The 26,616-nt window shown below is 58.9% G+C and carries 25 protein-coding genes, 3 tRNA genes and 1 pseudogene; 16 read left to right on the forward strand and 13 right to left on the reverse strand.

The features are described 5' to 3' along the window. Positions 1–250 precede the first annotated feature (250 nt). The 6 genes from C2U47_RS01200 (at position 251) to C2U47_RS01225 (ending at position 4,931) form a co-directional block, all read left to right on the forward strand. Complete coding sequence (locus C2U47_RS01200) at positions 251–808, forward strand: TMEM165/GDT1 family protein (RefSeq protein ID WP_010675206.1); 558 nt, start codon at positions 251–253, stop codon at positions 806–808. Positions 809–1,025: 217 nt separating this feature from the next. Then, positions 1,026–1,964 (forward strand): DUF2157 domain-containing protein, encoded by a 939-nt coding sequence (locus C2U47_RS01205; RefSeq protein WP_010675207.1) that lies wholly within the window; start codon positions 1,026–1,028, stop codon positions 1,962–1,964. Then, on the forward strand, positions 1,957–2,964 hold the full coding sequence (locus C2U47_RS01210) for a DUF4401 domain-containing protein (RefSeq protein ID WP_010675208.1): 1,008 nt from the start codon (positions 1,957–1,959) through the stop codon (positions 2,962–2,964). Before C2U47_RS01205 ends, C2U47_RS01210 begins: the two co-directional genes overlap by 8 nt. After that, positions 2,961–3,455 (forward strand): GDYXXLXY domain-containing protein, encoded by a 495-nt coding sequence (locus tag C2U47_RS01215; protein ID WP_010675209.1) that lies wholly within the window; start codon positions 2,961–2,963, stop codon positions 3,453–3,455. The genes C2U47_RS01210 and C2U47_RS01215 overlap by 4 nt, the downstream gene beginning before the upstream one ends. Positions 3,456–3,649: 194 nt before the next feature. After that, on the forward strand, positions 3,650–4,372 hold the full coding sequence (locus C2U47_RS01220; RefSeq protein WP_029314741.1) for a substrate-binding periplasmic protein: 723 nt from the start codon (positions 3,650–3,652) through the stop codon (positions 4,370–4,372). 280 nt (positions 4,373–4,652) lie between these two features. Beyond that, positions 4,653–4,931, forward strand: a complete 279-nt coding sequence (locus tag C2U47_RS01225; RefSeq protein WP_029314742.1) for a hypothetical protein — start codon at positions 4,653–4,655, stop codon at positions 4,929–4,931. Between the two features lie 102 nt (positions 4,932–5,033). Here C2U47_RS01225 and C2U47_RS01230 read toward each other — a convergent pair whose 3' ends face one another. Together C2U47_RS01230 and C2U47_RS01235 are read right to left on the reverse strand one after the other, a co-directional pair. Continuing rightward, positions 5,034–5,321: a hypothetical protein gene (locus C2U47_RS01230; RefSeq protein ID WP_010675212.1), complete on the reverse strand. Its 288-nt coding sequence runs from the start codon at positions 5,319–5,321 to the stop codon at positions 5,034–5,036. Positions 5,322–5,407: 86 nt separating this feature from the next. Then, positions 5,408–6,465 (reverse strand): annotated as a pseudogene (locus tag C2U47_RS01235) (GGDEF domain-containing protein). A 1,439-nt stretch (positions 6,466–7,904) separates the two neighbouring features. Between C2U47_RS01235 and C2U47_RS01240 the strand changes: the two are divergent. Both C2U47_RS01240 and C2U47_RS01245 read left to right on the forward strand, forming a co-directional pair. Further along, the gene (locus tag C2U47_RS01240) at positions 7,905–9,470 is read left to right on the forward strand and encodes an ATP-dependent nuclease (RefSeq protein ID WP_010675214.1); all 1,566 of its coding nucleotides are present in this window, start codon (positions 7,905–7,907) and stop codon (positions 9,468–9,470) included. Then, positions 9,455–10,492 carry a UvrD-helicase domain-containing protein gene (locus C2U47_RS01245; RefSeq protein WP_010675215.1) on the forward strand — a complete coding sequence of 346 codons (1,038 nt, stop codon included), beginning with the start codon at positions 9,455–9,457 and terminating at the stop codon, positions 10,490–10,492. The genes C2U47_RS01240 and C2U47_RS01245 overlap by 16 nt, the downstream gene beginning before the upstream one ends. Before the next feature lie 144 nt (positions 10,493–10,636). Here C2U47_RS01245 and C2U47_RS01250 read toward each other — a convergent pair whose 3' ends face one another. Together C2U47_RS01250 and C2U47_RS01255 are read right to left on the reverse strand one after the other, a co-directional pair. Next, entirely contained in the window at positions 10,637–11,677 is a 1,041-nt protein-coding gene (locus C2U47_RS01250) for an IS481-like element ISAs19 family transposase (RefSeq protein ID WP_042864152.1), read from the reverse strand. Between the two features lie 561 nt (positions 11,678–12,238). After that, a complete protein-coding gene (locus tag C2U47_RS01255) occupies positions 12,239–12,853 on the reverse strand; it encodes a hypothetical protein (RefSeq protein WP_010675217.1) in 615 nt (204 codons plus the stop codon). Positions 12,854–12,948: 95 nt separating this feature from the next. Between C2U47_RS01255 and C2U47_RS01260 the strand changes: the two genes are divergently transcribed. After that, positions 12,949–13,308, forward strand: a complete 360-nt coding sequence (locus tag C2U47_RS01260; RefSeq protein WP_010675218.1) for a lysozyme inhibitor LprI family protein — start codon at positions 12,949–12,951, stop codon at positions 13,306–13,308. Between the two features lie 233 nt (positions 13,309–13,541). Here the strand turns inward: C2U47_RS01260 and cysS are convergent, their stop codons facing one another. Next, a complete protein-coding gene (gene cysS / locus C2U47_RS01265; protein WP_010675219.1) occupies positions 13,542–14,918 on the reverse strand; it encodes a cysteine--tRNA ligase in 1,377 nt (458 codons plus the stop codon). 191 nt (positions 14,919–15,109) lie between these two features. Here cysS and C2U47_RS01270 point away from each other — a divergent pair, with 191 nt between their 5' ends. From C2U47_RS01270 to acuI, 6 genes are all read left to right on the forward strand, one after another. Further along, on the forward strand, positions 15,110–15,607 hold the full coding sequence (locus C2U47_RS01270; protein ID WP_010675220.1) for a peptidylprolyl isomerase: 498 nt from the start codon (positions 15,110–15,112) through the stop codon (positions 15,605–15,607). Further along, positions 15,597–16,283 carry a DUF4269 domain-containing protein gene (locus C2U47_RS01275; RefSeq protein WP_010675221.1) on the forward strand — a complete coding sequence of 229 codons (687 nt, stop codon included), beginning with the start codon at positions 15,597–15,599 and terminating at the stop codon, positions 16,281–16,283. The genes C2U47_RS01270 and C2U47_RS01275 overlap by 11 nt, the downstream gene beginning before the upstream one ends. 13 nt (positions 16,284–16,296) lie before the next feature. Continuing rightward, positions 16,297–17,022, forward strand: coding sequence for a UDP-2,3-diacylglucosamine diphosphatase (lpxH, locus tag C2U47_RS01280; RefSeq protein ID WP_010675222.1), 726 nt, complete (start codon positions 16,297–16,299; stop codon positions 17,020–17,022). Between the two features lie 128 nt (positions 17,023–17,150). Next, positions 17,151–17,399 carry a GlsB/YeaQ/YmgE family stress response membrane protein gene (locus C2U47_RS01285; RefSeq protein ID WP_010675223.1) on the forward strand — a complete coding sequence of 83 codons (249 nt, stop codon included), beginning with the start codon at positions 17,151–17,153 and terminating at the stop codon, positions 17,397–17,399. Positions 17,400–17,554: 155 nt separating this feature from the next. Then, positions 17,555–18,190: an acrylate utilization transcriptional regulator AcuR gene (gene acuR, locus C2U47_RS01290; protein ID WP_010675224.1), complete on the forward strand. Its 636-nt coding sequence runs from the start codon at positions 17,555–17,557 to the stop codon at positions 18,188–18,190. Between the two features lie 52 nt (positions 18,191–18,242). Beyond that, positions 18,243–19,226, forward strand: a complete 984-nt coding sequence (acuI, locus tag C2U47_RS01295) for an acrylyl-CoA reductase (NADPH) (protein WP_010675225.1) — start codon at positions 18,243–18,245, stop codon at positions 19,224–19,226. A 162-nt stretch (positions 19,227–19,388) separates the two neighbouring features. Here the strand turns inward: acuI and C2U47_RS01300 are convergent, their stop codons facing one another. Together C2U47_RS01300 and C2U47_RS01305 are read right to left on the reverse strand one after the other, a co-directional pair. Beyond that, positions 19,389–19,862 (reverse strand): DMT family transporter, encoded by a 474-nt coding sequence (locus tag C2U47_RS01300; RefSeq protein WP_010675226.1) that lies wholly within the window; start codon positions 19,860–19,862, stop codon positions 19,389–19,391. Positions 19,863–19,876: 14 nt separating this feature from the next. Then, positions 19,877–21,274 (reverse strand): amidohydrolase family protein, encoded by a 1,398-nt coding sequence (locus tag C2U47_RS01305; protein WP_029314744.1) that lies wholly within the window; start codon positions 21,272–21,274, stop codon positions 19,877–19,879. Between the two features lie 145 nt (positions 21,275–21,419). Here C2U47_RS01305 and C2U47_RS01310 point away from each other — a divergent pair, with 145 nt between their 5' ends. Beyond that, on the forward strand, positions 21,420–22,325 hold the full coding sequence (locus tag C2U47_RS01310) for a LysR family transcriptional regulator (RefSeq protein WP_043156228.1): 906 nt from the start codon (positions 21,420–21,422) through the stop codon (positions 22,323–22,325). Positions 22,326–22,638: 313 nt separating this feature from the next. On the opposite strand, the gene C2U47_RS01315 is transcribed toward C2U47_RS01310, so the two are convergent. The 6 genes from C2U47_RS01315 to uvrY all read right to left on the reverse strand — a co-directional run bounded on the left by C2U47_RS01315 (position 22,639) and on the right by uvrY (position 26,506). Continuing rightward, positions 22,639–22,725, reverse strand: a tRNA-Leu gene (locus C2U47_RS01315). A gap of 41 nt (positions 22,726–22,766) precedes the next feature. Beyond that, positions 22,767–22,840: transfer RNA gene (locus C2U47_RS01320), tRNA-Cys, on the reverse strand. 34 nt (positions 22,841–22,874) lie between these two features. Continuing rightward, positions 22,875–22,950: transfer RNA gene (locus C2U47_RS01325), tRNA-Gly, on the reverse strand. Between the two features lie 179 nt (positions 22,951–23,129). Beyond that, complete coding sequence (gene pgsA / locus C2U47_RS01330; RefSeq protein ID WP_010675229.1) at positions 23,130–23,684, reverse strand: CDP-diacylglycerol--glycerol-3-phosphate 3-phosphatidyltransferase; 555 nt, start codon at positions 23,682–23,684, stop codon at positions 23,130–23,132. A 213-nt stretch (positions 23,685–23,897) separates the two neighbouring features. After that, complete coding sequence (gene uvrC / locus C2U47_RS01335) at positions 23,898–25,751, reverse strand: excinuclease ABC subunit UvrC (RefSeq protein WP_029314745.1); 1,854 nt, start codon at positions 25,749–25,751, stop codon at positions 23,898–23,900. 110 nt (positions 25,752–25,861) lie between these two features. Beyond that, positions 25,862–26,506 carry a UvrY/SirA/GacA family response regulator transcription factor gene (uvrY, locus tag C2U47_RS01340; RefSeq protein ID WP_010675231.1) on the reverse strand — a complete coding sequence of 215 codons (645 nt, stop codon included), beginning with the start codon at positions 26,504–26,506 and terminating at the stop codon, positions 25,862–25,864. Positions 26,507–26,616 lie beyond the last annotated feature (110 nt).

Here is a 26,616-nt window from a genome sequence, read left to right on the forward strand (position 1 = left end):
CCCATCCCGCGCCTTGCCTCACCGGGGGTTTTTCCCTAGAATGCCCGCTCCCATCGAGGGGGAGTAGTCTCGCCACGGACCCGTTCCGTGCGCGATCCTGATCAACATACTTGGTGCCAACTCACCATGGTCAGGGTGATCCGGGCAATGCCGGATTTGACAAGACCTTTGACGGGCCAGTGCCAAAACCGGGGACGGATGGCGCAGGCTTGTCTCTGGTTTATAACAATTCCGTCCCCCGGTCATTTTTATGGAAGCCTTGTTAACCTCCACCATCAGCGTTGCCATCGCCGAGATCGGCGACAAGACACAGCTGCTGGCCCTGTTGCTCATCTGTCGTTTTCGCAAACCCTGGCCCATCATCGCCGGCATGCTGGCTGCCACCCTGCTCAACCACGCAGGGGCCGCCTGGATAGGGGAATTCATCAGTCGCTGGATGGATCCCAAGGTGATGACCTGGCTGGTCGCTGGCGCCTTCATCGCCATGGCCGCCTGGATCCTGGTGCCGGACAAGATGGACGATGAAGAGAGTTCCCTGGACAAGTACGGCCCCTTCATGGCCACCTTCGTGCTCTTCTTCATCGCCGAGATCGGTGACAAGACCCAGATAGCCACCGTGCTGCTGGCAGCCAAGTACGACTCCCTGATCCAGGTGATCACCGGTACCACCCTCGGCATGATGCTGGCCAACGTGCCCGTGGTGCTGCTCGGCAAGCTCGGGGCCGACAAGCTCCCCCTCAAGGGGATCCGCATTGCCTGCGCCATCCTCTTTGCGGGGCTTGGCATCTCCACCCTGATCTTCGCCTGACCTCCATAGAAGCCGGCGGGGGATCAGCGTGAGCACTGATCGCCACCGCCGCCCCGGACGTCCTTCAGGCCCCCTCCTCACGGCGGGGGCCTTTTTAGTGCAAAGACATGGCCCCGTGCCGCGACCTGTGTCGCAGCGCCGACGGCGCCCCTGCCCCGAGACGCGTCGCCGTGCCATAATGCCTTATCTTTCAGGCATCACGGCTTCAGGAGCCCCCATGCATCTCACCTCAAGACAGACCCTGCTCGACTGGGTCAGGCGCGGCCGCCTGCCACGGGCCTCGCTGCCTGCCGCCCTGGCCCTGTGCGAGCTGCCCCCCGGCCCTGCCCGCTGGCAGTGGCTGTTCGACAGGCTGCTGCTCTGGCTCGGCTGCCTCTGCCTTGGCGCCGGCCTCGTCTTCTTCGTCGCCTTCAACTGGCAGGCCCTGGGGCGCCTCTCACGTCTCGCCCTGCTGGAGCTGCCGTTGCTCGCCATGCTCCTGGTGCTCTGGCGCAAACCCATAAGTGACACCCCGCGCCAGGCCCTGCTGCTGGCCCTGGCCCTCAACCTCGGCGCCCTGCTCGCCCTGGTGGGCCAGACCTACCAGACCGGCGCCGACCCCTGGCAGCTCTTCGCCACCTGGGCCCTGATGCTGCTGCCGCTGGCGGCCCTTGGCAGAAGCCCGCTGCTCTGGACCCTGGCCTGGCTGCTCGGTCAGCTCGCCCTGGTGCTCTACTGGCGGCTCGGCCTTCTCGATCTCTTCTTCTCCTTCAACGAGGAGGCCCTCGGCTGGTGCCTGACCCTGCTCAACGCCGCCCTCTGGGGTCTGCTCATCCTGGTGCCCGCCCGCTACGCCCTGATGCCCTCCTGGCTCGCGGGGCTGGCCGCGGGGCTCGGCATCACCCTGCTCACCCTGCTGGCCCTGTTCGATGCCGCCTCTCCCTGGGTCTGGCCTGCCTGGCTCGCCTGGCTCGGCGCCGCCTACCTGCGCTGGCACCACAGGTTCATCGCCGGGCTCGCCATGGGGTGCCTGAGCCTTATCGCCGTGATCCTCGCGGCCCTTGGCAAGTGGATGGAGCCGGACATGAACGGCTTTTTGCTGCTGGCCCTCATCGCCATCGGCCTGTCGGTCATGGCCAGCCGCTGGCTGCAACAACAACGGAGGCAGCATGTCTGATCTCACCCCCTGGGAACGCCTGCGTGCAGCCCAACTTGTGGAAGGGGATGCCCCCCGGGATGAACAGCCCCACTGGTCGGGCCGTTTTCTGCTCGGTATGGTGGGCTGGATAGCCGCCCTCTTCCTGCTCTTCTTCCTCTTCATGGCCTTCGAGCAGCTGACCCGCGACCCCAACAACGCCCTCGCCATGGGGATGGTGCTGATGGCCGCCGCCCTCGGTCTCAACCGCATGGCGACCCGCAGCGATCTCTGGGATCAGTTCGTGCTGGCGCTGGCGCTGGCGGCAGATGCCTGGCTGCTCTACGGCCTGCTGGACAGGCTGGATCTGAACGTCGCGTGGCTCTGGTTCGGTCTGACCGCCTTCTCCCTCGGGGTGGCCGCCCTGTTCGAGCACTGGCTGATCAGGCTGTTCCACAGCTTCGCCGCCGCCATCCTGCTCACCCTCGCCCTCGCCTGCCTCGGCCTGCACCTGCTGGCTCTGCCGCTGGTGATGGGCGCCGTCGCCCTGTGCTGGCTGCAGGCGGAGCGCGATCCCGCCCGCCATCTGCTCTATGAATCCCTCACCCTGGGGCTGGCACTCTCCCTGCTGGTGCTGGGACGGCTGCACCACCCCCTGTGGGAGGGAGGCACCAGCGTGCTCAATGAGCTCGGCAGCTCCCGCCTGCCCCTCTGGCTCAATCCCCTGCTCAGCGCCGCCCTGCTGCTCGCGGTCATGGTTCGCCTCAGGCTGCCGCTGCGCTACGGGCTGCCGCTGGTGGTGATCAGCGCCATCATTCCCGGCATGGGGGCTGGCGCCCTGGTGCTGGTGCTCGGCTTCTACGCCGGCAGCCTGGCCCTGATGACCCTGGCAGGCCTGCTGCTGCTCGGCTTTGGCTCCCTCTATTACTACGATCTGGGGCTGACCCTGATGACCAAGTCCTGGCTGCTGCTCGCCTCGGGGGCCCTGCTGCTCGGTACCCGTCAGTGGCTCAAGCACCTTCACAACGGGAGCCCCTCATGAGACGCCTCGCCTTTTTGCTGACCGGTCTTGCCCTGCTCGCCGGCATCAACGCCACCGTCTGGCGCTTCGAGCACGCCATGAGCCAGGGGGAGGTGGTGCTGATCGAGCTGGCACCGGTCGACCCCCGCTCCCTGATGCAGGGGGACTACATGCGCCTGAACTACGCCCTCGCCCGCCAGCTGGCGGGCCGCCAGGCCGCCGCCGGCCCCCACACCCTGGTCGTTCGCCTGGATGAACATCAGGTGGTGCACTGGGTGGAAGGGGGCAAGCCCGAGGCCCCGGGCCCGGGGGAGCGTCTGCTCAAGGTGCGCCAGCGCGACGGCCAGTGGTTTATCGGGCCTGACGCCTTCTTCTTCGAAGAGGGCACGGGAGATCAGTATGAGTCGGCCCGCTACGGCGAGTTTCGTCTGCAAGAGGATGGCAGCACCCTGCTGGTGGGGCTGAGGGATGAGGCGTTCACCCCCCTGGGTCACACCCGCCCGGCCTGGTAATAAAAAGAGGGCGCCGATCCGGTTGAGAGTGGCGAAATGATGACAACCCCCGACGGATAACGTATTCGCCGGGTGGCGAAACGCCGTGACTTGGCAACACTTGAAACTGGGCACTCGGCAGCAGGACGGTCAGGATGAACATAGACATTGCAGTCCCCCTTCGCAGACTGGTCGCTTGCGCCGCCCTCGCGGCCATGGTCTGGGGCACTCCCGCGACCCAGGCCAGCCCGGCGCTCGCCAGCCTGCACTACCTCACCGAAGAGTACAAACCCTACAACTTCACCGGGGAGGATGGCGCCCCGACCGGCTTTGCCATCGACCTGCTGCACCTGGTGTGGCAAAAGACCGGCACCCCTGTCCAGCCCGTCAGCATCCTGCCCTGGGCCAGGGGCTACTACCTGCTGACCCAGAAACCCAATGTGGTGCTCTTCTCCACCGCCCGCACCGAGGCGCGCAATCCCCTGTTCAAGTGGGCCTGCCCCATCGGCTATGCCGAGATAGTGCTGATGGGGCTCGCCAGTCGCCCCCTGACCTTGACCCGTCTGGAAGAGGCCCAGCGCTACACCATAGGCGCCGTGCGATCCGACGTGGGGGAGCAACTGCTGCTCAACGCTGGCTTCGACGAGCAGAAGATCATGACCGCCAACCGCCTCTCCCAGGCCCTGCGCATGCTCACCTCGGGCCGGGTCGATCTGGTCTCCAGCAACAAGTCCACCCTGCTGGATCTCATCAAGACCCAGCAGCTGGATCCTGCCCAGTTCGAGGTGCGCTGGATGTTGAGCTCCGAGCAGTACTGCTTCGCCTTCAGCCACCCGGTGGACGATGCCCTGGTCAGGGAGTTCCAGCTCGGCCTGACCCAGGTGCTGGCCAGCAGCGACTTCCAGCAGCTCCAGCACAAATACTTCCCCTCCCCCTGACCTTTTCCCCCGCCGGGGCCGCCATGGCCCCGGCCCGCCTTTGAGCCAGCGCACGAAACCCGTTTAATGTTCGCCACTTGCAACGACAAGGGGTGACGCAGACCGCCTCGGGTCCGTAATATAGGGCGCAGGAGCCTGTTGGCCCCTTTTTCACGGCAAGGGGCAGGGCGCACGGTGGCAGCGACAGTCAGGGGCGGCAGCGTGCCCGCTGGCCGCCTTCATCGGGCAGCGCCGCGCTCACGCCCTTCCCCGCCATCTCTCCGATCTCTTGGGAACACACATGCACAACACAGCGAAATGGTTGATGAGTCTCTCGGTCTGCGCCCTTCTGATGGCCTGCGGCGGTGACAAGACCACCGGCAAGGCCTGTCTCGGGTCAAACAACGACACCCTGGTGGAGGGGATGCAGGACAAATGCAAGGCGGGGGACATTGTCGCCACCAAGCACCCAGCCTATTTCTGCGATTTCAACTACGCGGTCACCTTCAACAGCTACAACTCCGCGATTTGCGTCTACTCCGGCGGTCTGAAGCCGGAGAGAACCACGGAAAAATCATAACTGGCGACCCATTTGCCCCGTCTGACACGAAGAGGGCGGCAGGATATGTGGTCAATGCCCGGGCGGCGGTGCCGCCCAGGCCATTCGGGGGCGGCTTCGCCCCTATTTCACCCGCATCAGACGGTGATGCTGCCCGGCGCACTCGAGCTGGAGCACCTGGGATCGGGCCATGGCCTCCACCCTGGCCAGCATCTCGGCGCTGTAGCCCTTGCGGCGCATCCATTGCAAGGGCTCCTCGAAGCCCCCTTCGTTGACCACGAAGGTATCTGTGTAGGACTCCTTGACGATGCTGACCACCCAGATGCGCTGCTGATACTCGCAGAGTCCGGCCACCAGGGTGGCCGCCCGCCCGGCCAGGGCGCGCACACGGCGGACAAGAAGATGAACCATGGTATGAGCTCCGAACTGATAAAAGGGAAAACAGACTGGCACCCGGGTGGACGCGCCACCCTGTGCCCTCTCAACCCGCCCCGCTCCTATCGCGGGGCAGACACCTGACTGGAAGGAGGCGGGTTCCCGCCCTCCCCTGCGGCCCGGCGCTGGCGCTTGACCGCATACATGCTCGCATCGGCCCGGTTCAGCGCCTCCTCGACGCTGACCTCGGCCGGCATCACGGCCACCGCCCCCACGCTGGCACCGGGATAATGGATCACCTTGTCCCCCACCGGCAGTGACAGCACGCTGTGCTCGAACAGGCGCTGGCGAAACGCCGCCACCGCCCCGTCCAGCGTGTCGGCGTCCGGGAAAGGCCCCATGCCCACGGCCACGAACTCGTCCCCCCAAAGCGGGCCAGCAGATCGCCGCCGCGCAGGGTCTCCCCCAGTTGCCGCGCCATGGCGGTGAGCAGCCTGTCCCCCGCCTCGTGGCCATGCTCGTCGTTGATGGCCTTGAAGCCATCGAGATCCACAAAGGCGATGAGCACCGGATGCCCCGCCCGCTCCGACAACGAGAAGAGGCGGGTGAGCTCCAGCATCAGGGCGCGGCGGTTGGGGAGCCCGGTGAGGGGATCGGAGAGGGCCAGGCGCGAGAGCTCGTCGTTGGCCTGCTGCAATTGCCGCAGCAGTTGCTCCCGCTCCACCTGTTCGGCAATCAGGTGCGCGAAGAAGGCGATGAGCTGCTGCGCCCCCGCCACCGCGGGCTTTTGTTCGGTACTGGCGCCGCACAGGGTGCCATAGAGGGAGCCGGTCGAGGTGCGAACCGGGCTGCTCAGATAGGAGCGAATGCCGAGCTCGCTGGCCGCCTGGGAGTCCCCCCACAGAGCGGCGACGTCATCGGTGTAGCCAATCTCATCGTCGATGGCGCGGCGACACAGGGTATCGCTCCACTCCACCGTCATCCCCTCGGGGATCTGCAGCCCGGCCACATTGCGGGCATAACGGACATGCTGGGTGCTTTGCCCGAGGTCAATCTCGGTGAGATAGGTCGACTCCAGCCCGGTCACCGACGCCAGCATCTCCAGCAAGGGGCGGGTCAGGCTCTCCAGATCCTGCGCGTTTATCATCTGCTCCGAGAGCGCCAGCAAAATTTTATCCATGCCTACCTCCACTACTGCGTGCATCTGATGGGCGGCTACCTTAGCCAACTCGGGGCGGGCCCGACAAGTGGTAGACCGCGATTGACCGGGGGAAAGATCGATTTGTTCACATTTTGGCATAACCGGCCCCCAAGCGGCGTCGCCATGCGAAACACAGGGGCACAACTCTGCCCTCGCCCCTGGGTGCCGGGTCGATTCCCGCCGCGTATTCGCCCACGGTCACCATCCCCTCTCCCCTTGAGGGAGAGGGTCAGGGTGGGGGGGTCACTCACCGTCATTTGGCATGGCTACGCCGTAGGGTCGGTAGGGTCGGTAGGGTCGATTAGCGAAGCATCATCGTCCGCGGTAACCATCCCCTCTCCCCTTGCGGGAGAGGGTCAGGGTGAGGGGTAGGTAACCTCATTGCCTGGTGCAATGTCGTCCCACGTGTGAATGGCATGGCTTCGCCGCGCAGGACGCGAGGGCGCTGCCCTCGACGGAATTTCGCCCGCCAGCCTCGGCGACTTCGGTTTGATCCCCTCTCCCCTTGCGGGAGAGGGTAAGGGTGAGGGGTGGGGAACGGCATTGCCTGGCGAATGCCGCCCCACGCCTCAATGACACGGCTTCGCCATTCAGGACGCGAGGACTCCGTCCTCGATGGGGTTTCGCCCGCGAGCCTCGGCGACTTCGGTTTGATCCCCTCTTCCCTTGGGGGAGAGGGTTAGGGTGAGGGGTCGGTAACGTCATTGCCTGGTGCAATGTCGTCCCACGCCTCAATGGCACGGCTTCGCCGCGCAGGACACGAGGACTCCGTCCTCGATGGGGTTTCGCCGCCGCTGCGCGGCTTGGCGAGTGACTTTTCTTTGCGTGGCCAAAGAAAAGTCACCAAAAGAAAGGCCACCCCCACTTGTTCGCCCTCCTGCGTCGGGTTCCCTCGGTTCAGGCAAAAGGTCTGGCGGAACGACGCAGACGGTACATCCCTGTACCGCCTGCGTCTGCGCCGTCGTCCATGACGGCGCTCCTGACCTTGTGCCCTCACCTCGGCGAACAACAGGGGGCAACACCCAACCCGCCGCCCCGAGGCCGGTTAACAAGCGTAGGGTGCAACAAGCGCAGCGCATTGCACCGCGGTAACACTCCCCAGCTTATTCGGGGCAAAGATTGGGCGGGTTGTTATCTCACAGCCTACCCCTCGCCCACCCCATGGCGAGAGCAGATTGTCGCACCTATGCAACAGACCTTATCAAGATGGTTGCATAGGTGAAAAAATCATGGCGGGTATAACGGCAAGTAGTAGATATGCCTATTGAGAAACAGCTTTATATCGAATGTCCGACAGTGAGTATTTCACCGTAATAACACCTTATTTCTCGAACGTCCGATTACGCTTCGCTAATCGAACCTACGGCCCTTTACAGAGCCAAATACCTGCAACAAATTAATCAAGCAGAGGGATAATTATGAATTGCATAAAGAAAATAAAGCTTCTTAATTTTAAACGGTTCATCGAATTTGAAATTGAATTCGATCCAAAAATGAATGTTATTATTGGGGATAATGAAGCAGGGAAAAGCTCAATATTACAAGCGATAGAATTACTTTCTAGCGGAAGCAGGCATAAAGTCGAATCCGTTGGATTGGAGTCACTTCTAAATAAAACTGCAATATCTGATTTCTTTAAAACAGATAGGAGTTTTGAAAAATTACCAGAAGTGCATATTGAAGCTTATTTTAGTGATGAGACTAATCCAGATCTTTTCGGCAAGCATAATACTGATAAAACCAATTCGAGTGGCTTGCATATGATTTATCAACCCAATGAGGATCTTATTAATGAAATAAACCAACTACTGGCTGATGGAAGCGAAAATTTCCCCTTCGAATTTTATACCGTCAAGTTCATCACTTTCAATGGAGAGGCATACACAGGATACCGTCGTTTTCTAAAGTGCCTAACAATTGACAGTACAAAAATCAATAGTGAGAATGCGAACAAGGAGTACATAAGAACCATCTATGATTCAACTGTTGACCTCGTGACCAGAATTGGTTTGCAAAATGAATATAGACAACAGAAGCTTCAATTCAAAGAAAAAAATTTTAAAACCATTAACGATGAATTGGGTGAATATGAGTTTACTGTCAGAACAGGTTCAAAATTTAATTTAGAAACTGATATTACACTGACCCAAGATAACATTCCAATCGATGAGAGAGGTAAAGGAAGGCAGTGCTTTATAAAAACAGAATTTGCATTATCTAGAAATTCTGAAAAAAGAACCATAGATGTGCTACTACTTGAAGAGCCAGAAAATCATCTGAGCCATAGTAATATGAAGCTGCTAGTTTCAAAAATTTCAAATACACATCAAAATCAAATAATAATTGCAACACACAGCAGTCTGATAAGTACTCGCTTGGATTTGCGAAAGTCAATACTAATAAATAGTTCCAGCAAAAAACCTGTTACGCTAAAGAATCTCTCTAATTCCACAGCAAAGTTTTTTATGAAGGCTCCTGACAACAACATTCTTGAACTTGTATTATCAAGTAAAGTAATACTGGTTGAGGGCGACGCAGAGTATATGTTAATCGATGCAATGTACTCAAAAGAAACAGGGAGAAGTTTAGAGAGTGACAATATTCATGTCATTTCTGTTGGTGGCACTAGCTTTAAACGATATATGGAACTGGCAAGAGAACTTGGCATTATAACAGCTGTTGTTCGTGATAATGATAAAGACTATCAAGTTAATTGTGTAGAAAACTACATCGAGCATGTTTCAGATAAAATTAAAGTTTTTTCTGATGAAGATACTGAGCGTTATACATTTGAAGTATGCATATATCAGGATAACAAAGCTATTTGTGATGCAATTTTTTCTGGCGGAAGAATAAGTAAAACACCCTTAGAGTTCATGTTAAGCCACAAAGCAGAAAGTGCATTCCAACTTTTAGATAATCACTCAGAATTATTGACAGTACCAGATTATATAAAGAGGGCCATAACATGGATAAACGAGTAGTCTTCGCTGTCGCTGGTTCTGGTAAAACATCAAGCATCATTGATCTCCTTGTAGCTGACAGTCGATGTTTACTTATTACATATACAGAAAATAACACTCATCATCTTAAACATAGCGTTATTAGGAAGTTTGGGTGTATTCCAGACGGCATTAAAATATATAGTTATTTCAATTTTTTATACTCCTTTTGCTTTAGACCGATTTGTGGCCACGAAATAAAAACCAAAGGAATTAATTTTGATTATCCATTACCACAGTATGCACAGCGCACAAGTAAAAAACTATTAGCGCATTACGTAGACAAAAATAAAAGATTATTCTCCAATCGCATTGCAAAGTTACTGATTGAGTTTAATGCCATACCTGAAATCCTTCAAAGAATAGAGAAGTTTTTTGACCTAGTTTGTATTGATGAGATACAAGATTTCGCAGCCAACGACTTCAACTTGTTATGTGCATTGGTAGAAGCTAACGTAAACATCCGTCTAGTCGGTGATTTCTATCAACATACTTTCGATACAAGCCGAGATGGGAATACCCAAAACTCTCTACACGACTCTTTTCCCCAATATTGTAATAAGTTGGAAAAATCTGGTTTCATCATAGACTTAACATCTTTATCTAATAGTTATCGCTGTAGTCCCAGCGTGTGTTTATTTGTCCATAAACATTTAGGGATTGTTATTGAATCCCACAGGAAAGATTTAACGGCAGTAAAATTCATTGAAGACGATGATGAAATAGATGGTATATTCAAAGATAAATCTATTGTTAAACTATTTTTTAAAGGCAGCAATACATATCATGGAAACACTGCAAATTGGGGTAACACAAAGGGATTAGATCACTTCCAGGATGTTTGTGTAGTGTTGAACCCAACAACCTTAAAATCCTACGAAGAAAACACATTAGAAAATCTTAGCCCTACGACAAAAAATAAACTTTATGTTGCTTGCACTAGGGCCAAAGGTAATTTGTATTTTATTGCTGAAAAAAAACTAGCAAAATACAAAGTTAAATAGAGTCACCATTGTAATATTGAAGTTTATTTATACTTATCTACATAAATAAAAAAACACAACTCTTGAGCAGCGGTTTTTCATTTAGCTAACCAATCTGTACAGATCTAGTTATCACCTGACACCGGCCTCAAACCGGTGTCTTGTTTACGCTACTTTAGTGCGCACTTCCTTCGGTATCAATTTCAGACCCTTCTTGAACATGCTGTAGGGGGTCTGACCCTCCATCATCCTGCCCTGATGTGGCCGCTGGGTGTTGTAGTGTTCCAGGTAGCTATCCAGGTCTGTCTGCATCTGTTCTACCGACTCATACCAGGTCGTTCTCCCCTTGATACGGAAGTGTTCATCCAGCAGTGTGCGATGCAGTCGCTCGATAAAACCGTTGCTCTGCGGCCTGCGTACCTTGGTTGTCCGGTGTTCAATTCCCTCCAGTTGCAGAAACAGCTCGTAGGGATGATGGTCTGGGCGCCCACAGAACTCGCGCCCGTTATCTGACAGGATGGTATAGACCCGAGCCTCATGGGCTTCGAAGAACGGCAGTACCGTTTCATTGAGCACATGAACCGAGGTCACCGGCAGCTTGCTGGTGTAGAGCCGTCCCCAGGCATGGCGACTGTAGCAGTCCAGCACGGTTTGCAGATACACCTTGCCAACCCCCTTGAGCGCGCCGACGAAGAAGGTGTCAACCGCCACCAGTTCTCCGGTGTAGTGGACCTCAATCTGGCGTTCGCGAAACTCGGGGCTGAAGCGTTCTAACAGGCGGATCTGCTCGTCATTGAGCTCAATGGTCTGCTCCCGGTGGGTTTTCTCGAGGCGCAACAAGCGGTCGTGTTTGGAGAGCAAGTCGTGACGTTGCCACACGCCACGCACACCACCCGCACTGACATTGATGCCTTGCAGAGCCAGTTCTTGGGCGACCCGCAGCGGGCCATGAGTGGGTCTGGTGAGGGAGTAATCGAGGATGGCCTGTTCAATCTCAGGAGCGACCCGATTGGGATGAGCCCCTTTACACCCGGGCAATTTGTCGAGCAATCCCTCGGCGCCATAGGTCTGGTAGTTACGGCGAATTTCGTAGAACTGCTGACGGCTGTAGCCGATGAGCTTGCAGGCTTTGCTGACGTTATTGAGCTCTTTGGCGAGCTCTAGCAAGCTGAGTTTACGACGTGCTACTTTCTCGTTGGTGGTCATACGGTGACTCCAGATAACACGGTAGGGGTACCGTTTTGTTATCCGGTTTGAAGCCGTATGACCACTCCCTTTTGTGGGCAACTGTCAGGTGAATACCATCTCCATACAACCAATCAAACCAACTCAGGCAAGGCATCCATAGCAACTACCGCAGCCGCAGTCGGCACATGGATGTGCCGTCTGCGGCGCTCCGTCCGACCCGTTGGACGAGAGGAGGGAACCCGCGAAGCGGGGGGTTTGCCGGGGGGAAGACTTTTGGTGTTATTTGCCAAAGAGAGCGGTCTTTCCAAAGTCACTCGCCAAGCCGCGTAGCGGCGGCGAAACCCCTTCGAGGGCAAGGCCCTCGTGTCCTGCATGGCGAAGCCATGCCATCCAAACGTTGGATTGCATTCCGCCAGAGGAATGACATTAGCCCCCCTCACCCTAACCCTCTCCCCCAAGGGGCGAGGGGATCAGACCGCAGGATGCCGAGGCTTCGGCAAACCACAAACAAAAAAACCGCAGCCTTGAGCTGCGTTTTTTATTTCTATTCCCCAAACACTTTTTCACTCAAGCCAAACCCTATTTCCCCAACCCCTTGCACTGCTCTCCCCCTGCGGCGGGATAGGCGGTGAGCGTCTCATAGAGGGCGGCGCGCAGGCTGCCGGATTGGCAGAAATCACAGCTGCCGCCAGCGTCGATGTCGGTGATGCGGGCGCCTTGCGGCCCATCCAGTACCAGATAGGTGCTGACAAAACGGTAGGTGCCGCTGGGGGCGTCGAGCGGGGTGCCCGGCTCGCCAAAGGTGAAGCGCACCTTGACCTCGCTGCGATCCCGGCTGCCGGCGATGACGCGCGACGAGAGGATCTCCGAGCTCAGCAGGTTATCCCAGGCGTTGGGCAGGAAGGGGTTGCCCTCGACGAAGGGGGGCTTCTCGTCCGGGGCTTCGCGAGTGGCTATCTCCCGCGCCTTGGAGGCGGCATTGAGCAGGCAGAGCAGCTCGGGGGAGACGATGTTGGGCAACGCACCGCCCAGACCTGCCTGATAGAGGCCGCTCGGTTTGACTTGGCGCTCCCAGTCGAGAAACTCGGCCACCTTGGCGCGGGCTTGGACCTGCATATCGGGGGCAGTGGCGGCCACAGACAGCCCGGACGCCAGCAGAGGCAGGGCCAGAAACGGCCTCCAGCTCAACTTCATGACGTCATCTCCTTGTTATTCTTGAAAAACAGAGCCGCCATCGGGCCGGTTTATGCCGTATATTGGCCTTCTCCCTACCACAAAGGAACTGCCTCTTGAGACCCTATCCCGCCCTGTTGCTCTTGCTGGCAACCACTGCCGTTCAGGCCGAACAGGATTGTACTGCGCCGGTGACACAAACCGACATGAACATCTGTGCGTTTCAGGATTACCAGCGAGCCGATGCCAAGCTCAATGCCGCCTATAAAAAGCGGGTTGCCTCCCTGGAGAAGGCACAGCTGGAGAGGCTGAGAACTGCGCAACGGGCCTGGATCGCCTTTCGCGATGCCCAGTGCCGTTACGAGGCCGGCGTCTATGAAGGGGGATCAATGGCGCCCATGGTCCACAGCAGTTGTCTCACCCAGTTGACCGAGGCGCGCACCAAAGACCTGAACACACTGCCAGACCAGCCATGATCAGAGGAGCCAACCAGATCAGGTAGGAACTGGGGGCAAGCAACAGACGGCTTGCAGGCACTCCGGTGAGTCATGATGCGAGCCCCCTCACCCTGACCCTCTCCCCCAAGGGGTGAGGGGATCAGACCGAAAAATGCCGAGGCTTTGGCAGGCCATAAAAAAACCGCAGCCCAAGGGCTGCGGTTTTTTATTGGCTCAACCTGTTGGCCTAGGCGCCAACAAGGCCACCGGCCTTAGGCACGGCGCCAGCTGGTCTTGCCGGCGCTGTCTTCCAGCACGATGCCCATCTCGGTGAGGCGGTTACGGGCGGCATCCGCCGCGGCCCAGTTCTTGTCGGCGCGGGCCTGATTGCGCTCGGCGATCAGGCGCTCGATTTCGGCGACCTCTTCGTCCGCTTCGTCACCCTTGAGGAAAGCCTCGGGGTCTTGTTGCAGGATGCCGAGCACGGCGCCCAGCTCCCGCAGACGGGCACCGAGGCCAGCGGCGACAGCCATGTCTTCGGCTTTCTGGCGGTTGATCTCGCGCACCAGGTCGAACAGGGCGGAGTAGGCTTCCGGGGTGTTGAAGTCGTCGTCCATGGCTTCCTTGAAACGGGCCACCTGCTCGTCACCACCGGCAGCAGCGGCCAGCGGCAGATCGCGCAGGGCGGTGTACATCCGCTCCAGGGCGGCGCGGGCCTGCTTCAAGTTATCTTCCGAGTAGTTGAGCTGGCTGCGGTAATGACCAGACATCAGGAAGTAACGGACGGTTTCGGCGTCGTAGTGGGCCAGCACATCACGGATGGTGAAGAAGTTGCCAAGGGATTTGGACATTTTCTCTTTATCCACCATCACCATGCCGCTGTGCATCCAGGTGTTGACGTAGTCGCCACCGTGGGCGCAGCAGGACTGGGCAATCTCGTTCTCGTGGTGCGGGAACTGCAGATCGGAGCCGCCGCCGTGGATGTCGAAGTGGTTGCCAAGGTGCTTGGAGTTCATGGCGGAGCACTCGATGTGCCAGCCAGGACGGCCCGGGCCCCAGGGGCTGTCCCAGGTCGGTTCGCCGGGCTTGGACATCTTCCACAGCACGAAGTCGAGCGGGTTGCGCTTGGCATCCACCACGTCGACACGGGCGCCGGCCTGCAACTGCTCCAGATCCTGGCCCGAGAGCTTGCCGTAGTCGGCGTAGGACTCGACGATGAACATCACATCGCCGTTGTCCGCCACATAGGCGTGCCCTTTTTCCAGCAGGGTTTCAACCAGGGCGATGATCTCGCCGATGTGCTGGGTGGCGCGGGGTTCGATGTCCGGACGCACCATGCCGAGGGCGTCGAAATCCTGGTGCATGTCGCCGATGAGGCGCTCGGTGAGATCGTCACAGGTCACGTGCGTTTCGGCGGCGCGCTTGATGATCTTGTCGTCCACGTCGGTGACGTTGCGCACATAGGTGAGGTCGTATCCTGCATAACGCAGGTAGCGAGCGACGACGTCGAAGGCGACGAAGGTACGGCCATGGCCGATATGACAGTGATCATAGATAGTGACGCCACACACATACATGCCCACCTTGCCCGGGTGGATAGGTTTGAATTCTTCTTTTTGACGAGTGAGTGTGTTGTATATCTTCAGCATCTTATGACCACTGCCTGTGAGTAAAATGGCCTGCCATTCTAACCGCATCCGGTATAGAAAACGAGGCAGAAAAAGCCCCCTCTCCCCCCTGCCATCTATGCCGCAGGGCCTTGATGGGCTAGAATTGCCACCACTTTATGCCATACACCTGCGGGCACCTTGCTGCCCGCGTCAAAATGAAAGGACAACTCATGGTTACTCTGCACACCAACCACGGCGACATCACCCTGACCCTGAACGCGGAAAAAGCCCCGGAGACCGTGGCCAACTTCCTGCAATACTGCCGTGACGGTCACTACGACAACACCATCTTCCACCGCGTCATCGACGGCTTCATGATCCAGGGTGGCGGCTATGCCCCGGGCTTTGAAGAGAAAGAGACCCGCGCTCCCATCAAGAACGAGGCGGCCAACGGTCTGTCCAACAAGGTCGGCACCATCGCCATGGCCCGCACCATGGAGCCGCACTCCGCCAGCGCCCAGTTCTTCATCAACGTGAACAACAACGACTTCCTAGACTTCAAGTCCGCCACCACCCAGGGCTTCGGCTACTGCGTGTTCGGTGAAGTGACCGCCGGCATGGACGTGGTCAACAAGATCAAGGGCGTGAAGACCGGCAACTACGGCCGCATGCACCAGGACGTTCCGACCGAAGACGTCGTCATCACCAAGGTGACCCTTGCCGAGTAATCCCTGCCGGCCAGGCTCTGACACAACTGCGGCCCCGGCCGCAGTTTTTCCATCTGCCGCCCCCAACTGGCGCCGCCTCGACTATCTGGCCCAGGGCAACGAACGTCAGCGCTCGGCCCACGCCCTGCTGAGCGGCGGCCTGTGGGATGAGCTTGGCCCCCTGTGCAACGATCTGGCCCTGGTGAGCACGATCGCCATCGGGCTGGATAGGCTCGGCAGCGATCTCGACATCCTCTGCCAGCATCCGGCCCCGGCCTTCCTTGCCGCGACACTGGCAGCACAAGGCTGGCAGGTGCGAAGCAAGGGCGAGCAGGTCTGGATCGCCGAGCAGCGACGCCACGGGCCAGATGGCCAGTGCTGGCCAGTCGAGCTCTACCTCACCCCTGATCCCCTCGAGATGTGTCATGGCTGGCGCCACCTCAGCCTGATGGCCGCCCTGCTTGAGCGCTTTGGCGCCCCCTTCCACCGGGAGGTGCTGCGCCTGCGCGTTGATGAAGGGCTCAAGGGGGAAGCGGCCATGTGCCGCCTGCTGGGTCTGTCCGGCGACCCTTACGAGGCGTTGCTGACCCTGGAGGGCGTCAACCTTGCGGGGCTCTGCTGCCCTTCCCTCCCCCACCCGCTCGACGTGCAAGGTCACAGGCCTTGTCCGGCCCCAGGCGGGACTCTCTTACCATGATGCCCAGGAACTCATGAGCACCCTCTTTATCAGTGACATTCACCTCAGCCAAGGCAGGCCCGACATGACGGCGGCCCTGGTGCGCTTTCTGGCCGAAGACGCGCCCGGTGCCGACGCCCTCTATGTGCTGGGGGATCTGTTCGAATTCTGGATTGGGGACGACGACCCCAACCCGCTCCACCGCGAGGTGGCCGATGCCTTTCTCGCCCTGAGCCAGCAAGGGGTGCCCCTCTATTTCATTCACGGCAACCGCGACTTCCTCTTGGGGCACCAGTTTGCCAAACGGGCTGGCATGACCCTGCTCGGCGACCCCTGTGTCATCGAGCTGTACGGCGAGCGGGTGCTGCTGAGCCACGGGGATCTGCTCTGCACCCGGGACGAGGGCTACCAGAAGTTTCGCCGCATCACCCAACAGAAGTGGCTGCGCTGGCTCTTCCTGCGCCTGCCGCTCTCGCGCCGCCAGGCCATCGCCCACAAGATGCGCGGCCAGAGCCAGATGGAGAATGCCCAGAAGAGCCAGATCATCATGGACGTGACTCCGGAGGCGGTAGACGAGATGCTGCGCCAGCACGGCTGCCGCCTGATGATCCACGGCCACACTCACAGGCCCGCCATCCACGACTTCACCCTGGATGGGCATGCGGCGCGGCGCATCGTGCTGGGGGACTGGTTCGAGCAGGGGTCGGTGCTGGTGTGCTCCCCCGCCGGGCAGCGCCTCGACACCCGCGCGCTCGGCTGAGGCCCTCTGCCTGCCATGGTCATGAGCGAGTCTCATATGACCGTTTCTGACTCACGCCGTGCTGTGGCGGGATACAAGCAGGATCCCTGCATATACTCTGGTTCTCTGCACATAACGAGGAGATGACCATGGGATTTCTTACTTGGGTGGTACTGGGGCTGATCGTCGGCATCCTGGCCAAATGGATCATGCCGGGCAAGGATGGCGGCGGTTTCTTCATGACGGTGATCCTGGGGGTGGTCGGTGCCATGGTGGGGGGCTATGTCAGCACCCTGCTCGGGATGGGAACGGTCACCGGCTTCAACCTGCCGAGCATCATCATCGCCACCGTTGGCGCCCTGATCGTGCTGTTTGTCTACAACAAGCTGCGCAGCTGAGACGCAGCAACCCATCGATGCGAGGGCGCCAGTGGCGCCCTCGCTGTTTTCTGCCCCGCTGGCTCCAGCTTGCCGCGACCACCCGATCTCATCCCCCGAGCCTTAGCCCGGCGCCGGGCTTGCATCATTTCTAGTAGAGGCGTCTAATAACTCCCATGCCAACCAGCGACGCTCTGCCCCGCCGCCCTCGCGGTCGCCCTGCCCTGCACGGGCACACCTATGCCGACACCCGGGATCTGTTGATCCGCCGGGGCATGGAGCTGCTGACCGAGCAGGGCATCGCCGCCACCTCCATCGAGCGGGTGTTGCAGTCGACCGGGATCCCCAAGGGCTCCTTCTATCACTACTTCGCCACCAAGCACGACTTCACTCTGGCGGTCATGGATGCCTATCACCATTACTTCTGCCGCAAGCTGACGCGCTATCTGGAGGATGAGAGCCTGCCCCCTCTGGCCCGCCTTGTCGCCTTCGTCGACAGCGCCTGCCGGGGCATGACCCGTTATGCGTTCCAGCGCGGCTGCCTGGTGGGCAACCTGGGTCAGGAGGTGGTGCAACTGTCCCCCGAGCTGCGCCTGCGCCTCGAGCAGATCCTCCTCGACTGGGAGGCGCTGCTCGCCCGCTGCCTGAGGGATGCCGTGACGGCGGGGGAGCTGCCCCCTGAATGTGACTGCCCTGCCCTCGCCCATCAGTTCTGGATCGGCTGGGAAGGGGCCGTACTGCGCGCACGCCTGGTGGGCGATACCGAGCCCATGCTCTCTTTTCTCCGCTTTTTCATGACCTTGGCCAAATAGATTTTTTACGAAGATTAATAGTCAGTCAGTCCAATTAATGGGAGTAGACAAGATGTTCAACGGTATTCTGATCGAGAAAGACGAGGCGGGTTATCGCGCCAGCTACCAGAGCCTCTCCGAGGAGATATTGCCTGCCGGGGATGTGACCGTGGCGGTACAGTGGTCTTCCCTCAACTACAAGGATGGCCTGGCCCTCACCGGCGCCGCCCCCGTGGTACGCCGCTTCCCTCTGATCCCCGGCATCGACTTTGCCGGTACCGTGCTGGAGAGCCAGCATCCCGACTGGCACCCCGGCGACAAGGTGGTGCTCAACGGATGGGGCGTGGGCGAGACCCACAGTGGCGGGCTGGCAGAGCGGGCACGGGTCCGGGGCGACTGGCTGGTCGCCCTGCCTGAGCGCTTCCAGCCCCGGGACGCCATGGCCATCGGCACCGCAGGGTACACCGCCATGCTCTGCGTGATGGCGTTGGAGAAGCACGGCATCACCCCCGGTGACGGTGACATTCTGGTGACGGGCGCCAACGGCGGTGTGGGCAGCGTGGCGATCACCCTCCTGGCCAAGCTGGGCTATCGGGTCGTGGCCGCCACCGGGCGGCTGCACGAGGCCGACTATCTGACGTCCCTCGGCGCCGCCGAGGTGATCGATCGCGCCGAACTGGCCACGCCGGGACGCCCGCTGGGCAAGGAACGCTGGGCCGGCGTCATCGACACCGTCGGCAGCCACACCCTGGCCAATGCCTGCGCCACTACCCGCTACGGCGGCGCCGTGGCCGCCTGCGGTCTGGCGGGAGGGATGGACTTCCCCTCCACCGTCATGCCCTTCATCCTGCGCGGCGTCACCCTCTATGGCATCGACAGCGTGATGGCACCGCGCCCGCTGCGTCAGCAGGCCTGGGCCCGACTGGCCGAGGATCTCGACCTGACCCGCCTCCATCTCCTCACCCGGGAAGTGCCCCTCTCCCAGGTCGTGACCCTGGGGGATGCCTTCCTGGCAGGCCAGGTGCGCGGCCGGATCCTGGTCAATGTCCAGGGGTGATGACTGACGCGATATGAGCCGGCTCGCCTGACCAGGTCAGGCGAGCCTCTTTGTGTCCCCCTATTCAGGTCATGGAACTGAGCCGGGATGCAAACCCCATCAGCAGAACGCCTGCCCCGGGGCAGACGTTCGTGAAGGTCAAAACATCAGAAGGCCGCTTCATCAGTGCATAAGGCGCTCAGCTAACCGATCACCGAACAGCATGATGACGAGCCCGGTCAGCATGACCAACATTCCACCCAGCTTTATCAAAGATACCGGACGCTGGATGGTGCCAAGCAGACCGAAATGGTCGATGACCTGGGATGAGAGCAACTGTCCGACGATGGCCAACCCAAGCAGGGCTGACAACCCGATTTTCGGTGCGAGCACGACATAGCTGAACAGCGCGCAAGCACCGATCAGGCCGCCAGCCAGACTCCACAGAGGCTGTGATGGAATGGCCGCAAGCGAGGTGAATAATCCGCCACGCAGCAGCGAGAAGACCCCGAGGCTGAATGCACCGGCCGCGAAGGAGAACAATGCGGCGGTGACCGAATCGCCCCCGAGTCCTCGTGCCAGCTGGCTATTCAGAGTTGTCTGCAGCGTGATCCCGAGACCTGCGGCAAAAGCGATGACGTAATACAGTGTGCTCATGGGTTGCATACCTGTCAGTGTGCCTGTGCCAGCGGCAGGAAGGCGTCAGCAAAAATGTCAGGCTCATACCCGGCGGCGGCAAACAGATGCTCACGGGACTCATCAATGGCGGCGCGAAGGCGCGTGCTGTCTACGCCAAGCACCTTGCCATGCTGCTTGACGATGCGCCCGCCAATAATGACGGTATCAATGTTGCTGCGCTCTGTCGCATGCACCACGGTGCCAAAGGCATTGCCGGACGGGTAGAGGTTGATATCGCCAACATTGATCAGAATGAGATCCGCCTGTTTTCCTGGCGTCAGGCTCCCTACCTTGTCCAGCAGCCCTGCACAGGCAGCACCATCGACAGTCGCCGATTTGAGAAGTTGGGCAGCCGGCAGCGTGGTCAGCGAGTGGTCGGAGCCGCAGCAGTGCTGCTGATGCATGCCCATCACCCGTTGCAGGTAAAATGCCACGCGCATTTCCATAAACATATCAGTGCTGTAAGAGGTTTCATTGTCGACGCTGAGGCCAGGGTTGATGCCATGACGCTGCGCCGCCTGGATGGCAAACATACCGTCCTCGATGCCATAGTGCGCATCGGAGCGCGGGCAGACATTCACCCGGACACCGGCTTCTCGCAGGATCTTCCATCCCTCATCTGGCAGTGACGTACAGTGATTGAAAATATTGTCCGGGCCGAGCAGACCGCGCCGATGCAGTGACTCCAGCTCAGACGCCATAAAAGAACCAAAGAATTCCGTGACGATCGGCAGTCCCAGCCTGCGAGCCTCGGCCCACAATGCAGGCTCCAGCTGGGCCATGACAGCAAGGGAAACCAGGCTCTCTGGGTTGTCCTTGAAATATTTCTCTTGCAGGCGTTGCCAGTTACCCGGCCAATGAGCCTTGTCCCATTCCCCCGATACCGGTGCGCCGGAGGCGTGTATGGCACGGATCCCTGCATCCAGCAGGGCCTCGACGGCGGCGTCCGAATGGGCTGCGGTGCGGCTGTTATGAGAATTGTCAATGACGGTGGTGATGCCTGCATCAATGCAGCCCAGTGCCGTCAGCAGGTTGCCGATATACATATCGGCAGGGCGATAGTACTTGGCGAAAGAGAAGTGCGTGGCGTTGCTGTAGTCTTCCAGACAAGTGGCATTCGGATTGATGCGGCGCAGTTGTCCCTCCCAGGAGTGGCGATGAGAATCCACCATCCCAGGCATGGCGATCATGTTCGTAGCATTGATGATACGGGCACCATTCGCCTCCAGATCCTCGCCTATGGCCGTAATGGTTGATCCACTGATCAGAATGTCTCCACGTTCAATGTTACCCACGCTCTCATCCATGCTGAGGATCGTGGCCCCCTTGATCAAGATTGAATCTGGTATTACATCTTGATTATTAACAATATTTCTAACGTATCCGGTCATTTCAAGAGCCTCTTTTCTAGCCAATGGCAAAAAGATACGGCACTCTATTACCCTGAAAAAGATGACCAAACTGTTTTAATAATTCATGATTTTCGAATAATCATGGGAACTATCGGTAGAGTTATCGTCTCAAGGGAGAAGGGCTGTGGATCGTATTCAGGCTATGCAGATCTTTATGCGGGTTGCTGAGACCGGAAGCTTCGTGCAGGCAGCAGAGACCCTCTCACTGCCTTCCTCGACAGTCAGCAGTACGATTAAAAACCTCGAAAAATACCTGCAGGTGCGCCTGCTGAACAGAACAACGAGGCGGGTGAACCTCACCCCTGAAGGCCTGCAGTATCTTGGCCAGTGCAGGGAAATACTCTCATTGATTGAACATGCCGAGTCCAGCCTGACTGAGGCTATCAAGCGGCCACAGGGGCGTTTGCGGGTTGATATGCCGAGCGGGATAGCACATTCCATCGTCATGCCGAATCTCAGAGACTTTCACCAACGTTATCCAGATATCTACCTGATGATAGGTGTGAGTGACCGGCAGGTTGATCTTGTTCAGGAAGGTGTGGACTGCGTGATCAGAACAGGAGAGCTGAATAACTCCACCCTTGTTGCTCGTCCCCTTGGCCGGTTTCGGTGGGTAACCTGCGCCTCGCCTGAATACCTTCACGAAAACGGTGTTCCCCAGTCCCCTGAAGAACTGTCTATGCACCAGGCGGTCCACTACTTTTCGGGCCTCGCCAGGCATGCAAACGAAATGCGCTTTGTCCGCGGTAAAGAGACTCTATCGGTTACTGTGAGCGGCACCGCAGCCGTCAATGACACGGGGCTTTATATCAAGATGTGCCTCGATGGCTTTGGCCTCATCCAGCTTGCCGAGAATGTTGTACTGGAGCACCTGCAGGCAGGAAGGCTCATCGAGGTGCTAGCAGATTGGCAACCGCCATCGGTGCCAGTCACATTGCTTTATCCCCATCAGCGTTTTCTGTCTCCTGCCGTGCGTGCATTTGCTGACTGGATTGCCGAACTTGTCCACAAGACCAGCCCGGGAAAATGAATACAACCATAGGATTCAAATCTGTTTGCTGGCCAACGAAACGCGAGGCCCAGGCGCCATAACAAGCCGCGCTAGCTTCAGTACCAAAGACCATCCCTAGACAACCTCGGCGCAGTGTCAAGACACATCTGCTTGCCTATGTCGGAGCACTCAGCCAACCGATTACAGCAAATCACAGGGAGCAACAAGTCACCTGGACAGGAAATGGCCAATTCAGCAAAAGTGGGAAAGAAATTCTGGGGGGGTAAAACAAAAACGACGCAATGAAGCGTCGTATCTGTTTAATCTGTAAGGCTTTTTTCTTCAATTTTAATGGTGCCCGAGGCCGGAATCGAACCGGCACGACGCGAACGTCGAGGGATTTTAAATCCCTTGTGTCTACCGATTTCACCACTCGGGCACCGCAATCGGTATCAAGCTCGCGTGGCGGGCTTGTCAATATGGAGGCACGTTCCGGAGTCGAACCGGACTAAACGGATTTGCAATCCGCTGCATAACCGCTTTGCTAACGCGCCATGCAAAAGAGAGGAACTCTCTATTGTCTGAATTTGGAGCGGGAAACGAGACTCGAACTCGCGACCCCGACCTTGGCAAGGTCGTGCTCTACCAACTGAGCTATTCCCGCATCGGTCTGGCTGACTGCCTGACTGTGAGAACGCATTCTAGCGATGTTCCCCGCCCAGTCAACAAAAAACATTTAATACGCTGATCGTTCGGGTGTTTTTTACCCTTTTCCCACACTTTTGCAGCTCATGGCCGTTTCTCGGCGCCAGTGGCAGAGAAACGGCCATCTTCCCGTCGGGACTAGAACCGGGAGTGGTAGCTCAGATCGCCCCAGGCAGCCTTCATGTACTGGAACATGGACCAGAAGGTGAGCACGGTGGCCACGTAGAGCAGCACATAGGCGAGCCACACCATCCAGATGTCGTATTGCCAGATGAGGCCGGTGAGCGACACCATCTGGATCATGGTCTTCCATTTGCCAATCCAGCTGACCGCCACCGAGGAGCGCTTGCCAAGCTCGGCCATCCATTCACGCAGGGCGGAGATGATAATCTCCCGGCCAATCATGGTCATGGCGGGGATGGTGACCCAGACGGTGTTGTAGTGCTCGACGATGACCACCAGGGCCGCCGCTACCATGATCTTGTCGGCCACCGGATCGAGGAAGGCGCCAAAGGCGGTGGACTGGTTCAGCTTGCGGGCAAGATAGCCGTCAAACCAGTCGGTTGCGGCCGCCAGGATAAAGACGATGGCCGCCGCCATGTAGGACCACTGATAGGGAAGGTAGAACAGGATGACGAAGACGGGGATGAGCAAAATCCGAAAGAACGTCAGCAGGTTAGGAATATTTGTCATTATTTTCAGCCACTTCTTGTATGCCGCTACATGGTAGCCCCAAGCCGATCGCGGATGCAACCGAACTGGCGCCCGCCTTGGTCCATTAATCCATCAATAACCTCAGGATGCCGGTCATTATGGCATTTGGGAGCCCCCTGCGTCACGGCTCTTGTGCGCAGGCGGCACGCCCTGATGCCCCCTGGCGTGACCTCCTTCACACCAAAGGCAGCGCTAGAGCGAGTGCAATGCGTCGTGGATGGACTGGGCCAGCTCCTGGCTGATGCCGGGCACCTTGGCGAGCTCGTCCACCCCGGCTTTTTTCACCTCCTGCAAACCCCCCAGGTATTTGAGCAGCGCCTGCCGCCGTTTCGGCCCCACCCCGGGAATCTCTTCCAGGGTACTGGTGGTGCGGGCCTTTGCCCGCCTGGCCCGGTGGCCCGTGATGGCAAAGCGATGGGATTCGTCGCGAATGTGCTGGATGAGGTGCAAGGCGGGCATGTCCGCCGGCAAATGCAGCTCTTCGTGGCTGTCCCCCAGGATCAGGGTCTCCAGCCCCGCCTTGCGGGTCACCCCCTTGGCGATGCCCACCAGCAGCGGGTATTTGCCGCCGAGAAACTCCAGCTGGCGCGCCAGGATCTCCTCCGCGCGGCGCAACTGGCCGAGACCGCCGTCGATGAACAGCACATCCGGCACCTTGTCCGGCTCCTGCTGCTTGCCAAAGCGACGCTCCAGCGCCTGCTCCATGGCGGCGTAGTCATCCCCGCCGGTGATACCGTCGATGTTGAAGCGGCGGTATTCCGAGGAGAGCGGCCCCTCCCGGTTGAACACCACGCAGGAGGCCACGGTGCGCTCCCCCATGGTGTGGGAGATATCGAAACATTCCATGCGGGCGATGGGGGTCTCGAGCTCCAGCAGCTCCTCCAGCTGATCGTAACGGGCGGTGATGGTGCTCTTGTGGGCGAGGCGCGAGCGCAGCGCGGTCTGGGCATTGATGGAGGCGAGCTTGATGAAGCGGGCCCGTTCGCTGCGCGTCCGGCTCACCACCCGCACCTTGTAGCCGGCGGTCTGGCTCAGGGTGTCGGCGATGACGCTCTCATCCTCCAGCGCCACGTCCAGCAGCACCTCGCTCGGGATCTGCCGTCCCCCCTGCCCCGACAGATAGAACTGCAGCAGGAAGGATTGCACCACCTCGTCAAGCGGGGTATCGGCCGGCACTTTCGGGAAGTAGCTGCGCGATCCCAGCACCTTGCCCTGGCGGATGAAGAGCACGTGGATGCAGGCGGTCCCCTGCTCGAAGGCCACCCCCACCACGTCGAGCTCGTCCAGCACGTTGCCGCTCACCGACTGCTGCTCGGTGACCCGGCGCAGGGCCTGGATCTGATCCCGGTAGCGGGCCGCCTCCTCGAAGCGCAGATCGCCGCTGGCGGACTCCATCTTGCCCACCAGTTCCCCTATCACCTGCTGGTTCTTGCCCGCGAGGAACAGCTTGGCCAGCGCCACCTGCTGGGCATACTCGGCCTCGCTCACCAGCCCCGCCACACAGGGGCCGGCGCAGCGCTTGAGCTGGTAGAGCAGGCAGGGGCGGGTACGGTTGGCATAGACCGCATCCTCGCACTGGCGCACCGGGAAGATCTTCTGCATCAGGTGCAGGCTCTCGCGTACCGCGCCGCCGGAGGGGTAAGGGCCGAAATACTCCCCCTTCACCTTGCGGGCGCCGCGATGGACGCCGATGCGCGGGTGCCGATGGTCGGTGATGATGATCCAGGGGTAGGACTTGTCATCCCGCAGCAGCACGTTGTAGCGGGGCTGGTACTGCTTGATGAGGTTGTGCTCGAGGATCAGCGCCTCGGTCTCGGTGTGGGTGACCGTTACCTGCACATCGGCAATCTGGCGCACCAGGGTGCGGGTCTTGATGCTGTCGACGTTGGCCCGAAAGTAGGAGGCGAGCCGTTTCTTGAGATCCTTGGCCTTGCCCACGTAGATGACGGTGCCGCCGCTGTCGTACATGCGGTAAACACCGCTCTGGTGGGTGACGGCACTCAGGAATGCCTTGCTGTCAAAATGGGGCTCGGGAGAGAGGGTCATCGGCAACTCGACTCAACGGATGAATGCAAAAAGACGGGGAGAGCATACTGCCCACAGCCTGCAAAAAGCAAAAGGCGGCCGGTGCCGCCTTTGGTGTCCACACGCCCCCGTTACAGGGTATCGGCATCCAGCATGCCATAACGAATGGCCAGATGGGTCAGCTCCACGTCACCGTTGATCCCCAGCTTGCTGAACAGGCGGTAGCGGTAGCTGTTGACCGTCTTCGGGCTCAGGTTGAGTTGCTCGGAGATGTCGGTCACCTTCTGCCCCTTGGTGATCATCATCATGATCTGCAGCTCCCGCTCGGAGAGGGACTTGAAGGGGTTCTCGTCGGCGGAGGCGAACTGGCTCAGGGCCATCTGCTGGGCGATCTCCGGGGAGATGTAACGCTGACCGGAGTGAACCAGGCGAATGGCGTGGATCATCTCGTCCGGCGCGGCCCCCTTGGTGAGGTACCCGGCGGCGCCCGCCTGCATCACCTTGGTAGGGAACGGATTTTCTGAATGAATGGTCAGCACTATGATGCGCACATCGGGGCGGATCCGCAGGATCTTGCGGGTCGCTTCCAGACCGCCGATGCCCGGCATGTTCATGTCCATCAGGATCACATCGGGGTGATGTTGCCGACAGAAGGCCACCGCGGTTTCCCCGCTCTGCGCCTCGCCCACCACCTTGATCCCGCGGACGTCTTCCAAAATGCGTCTTATCCCTGTACGCACCAACTCATGATCATCGACCAGGAATACATTAATCACCCAAACACCCCGTTTTTATCTCGTTATATGCCAGTTAGGGTTAACACGGCGTCTTGCATCATAACCAAACTCGATGATTTGGCAAACCATGGGCGGGAAAAGTTTGAAAT

The organism is Aeromonas sp. ASNIH7 (assembly GCF_002903485.1).
GTDB lineage: Bacteria > Pseudomonadota > Gammaproteobacteria > Enterobacterales > Aeromonadaceae > Aeromonas > Aeromonas caviae.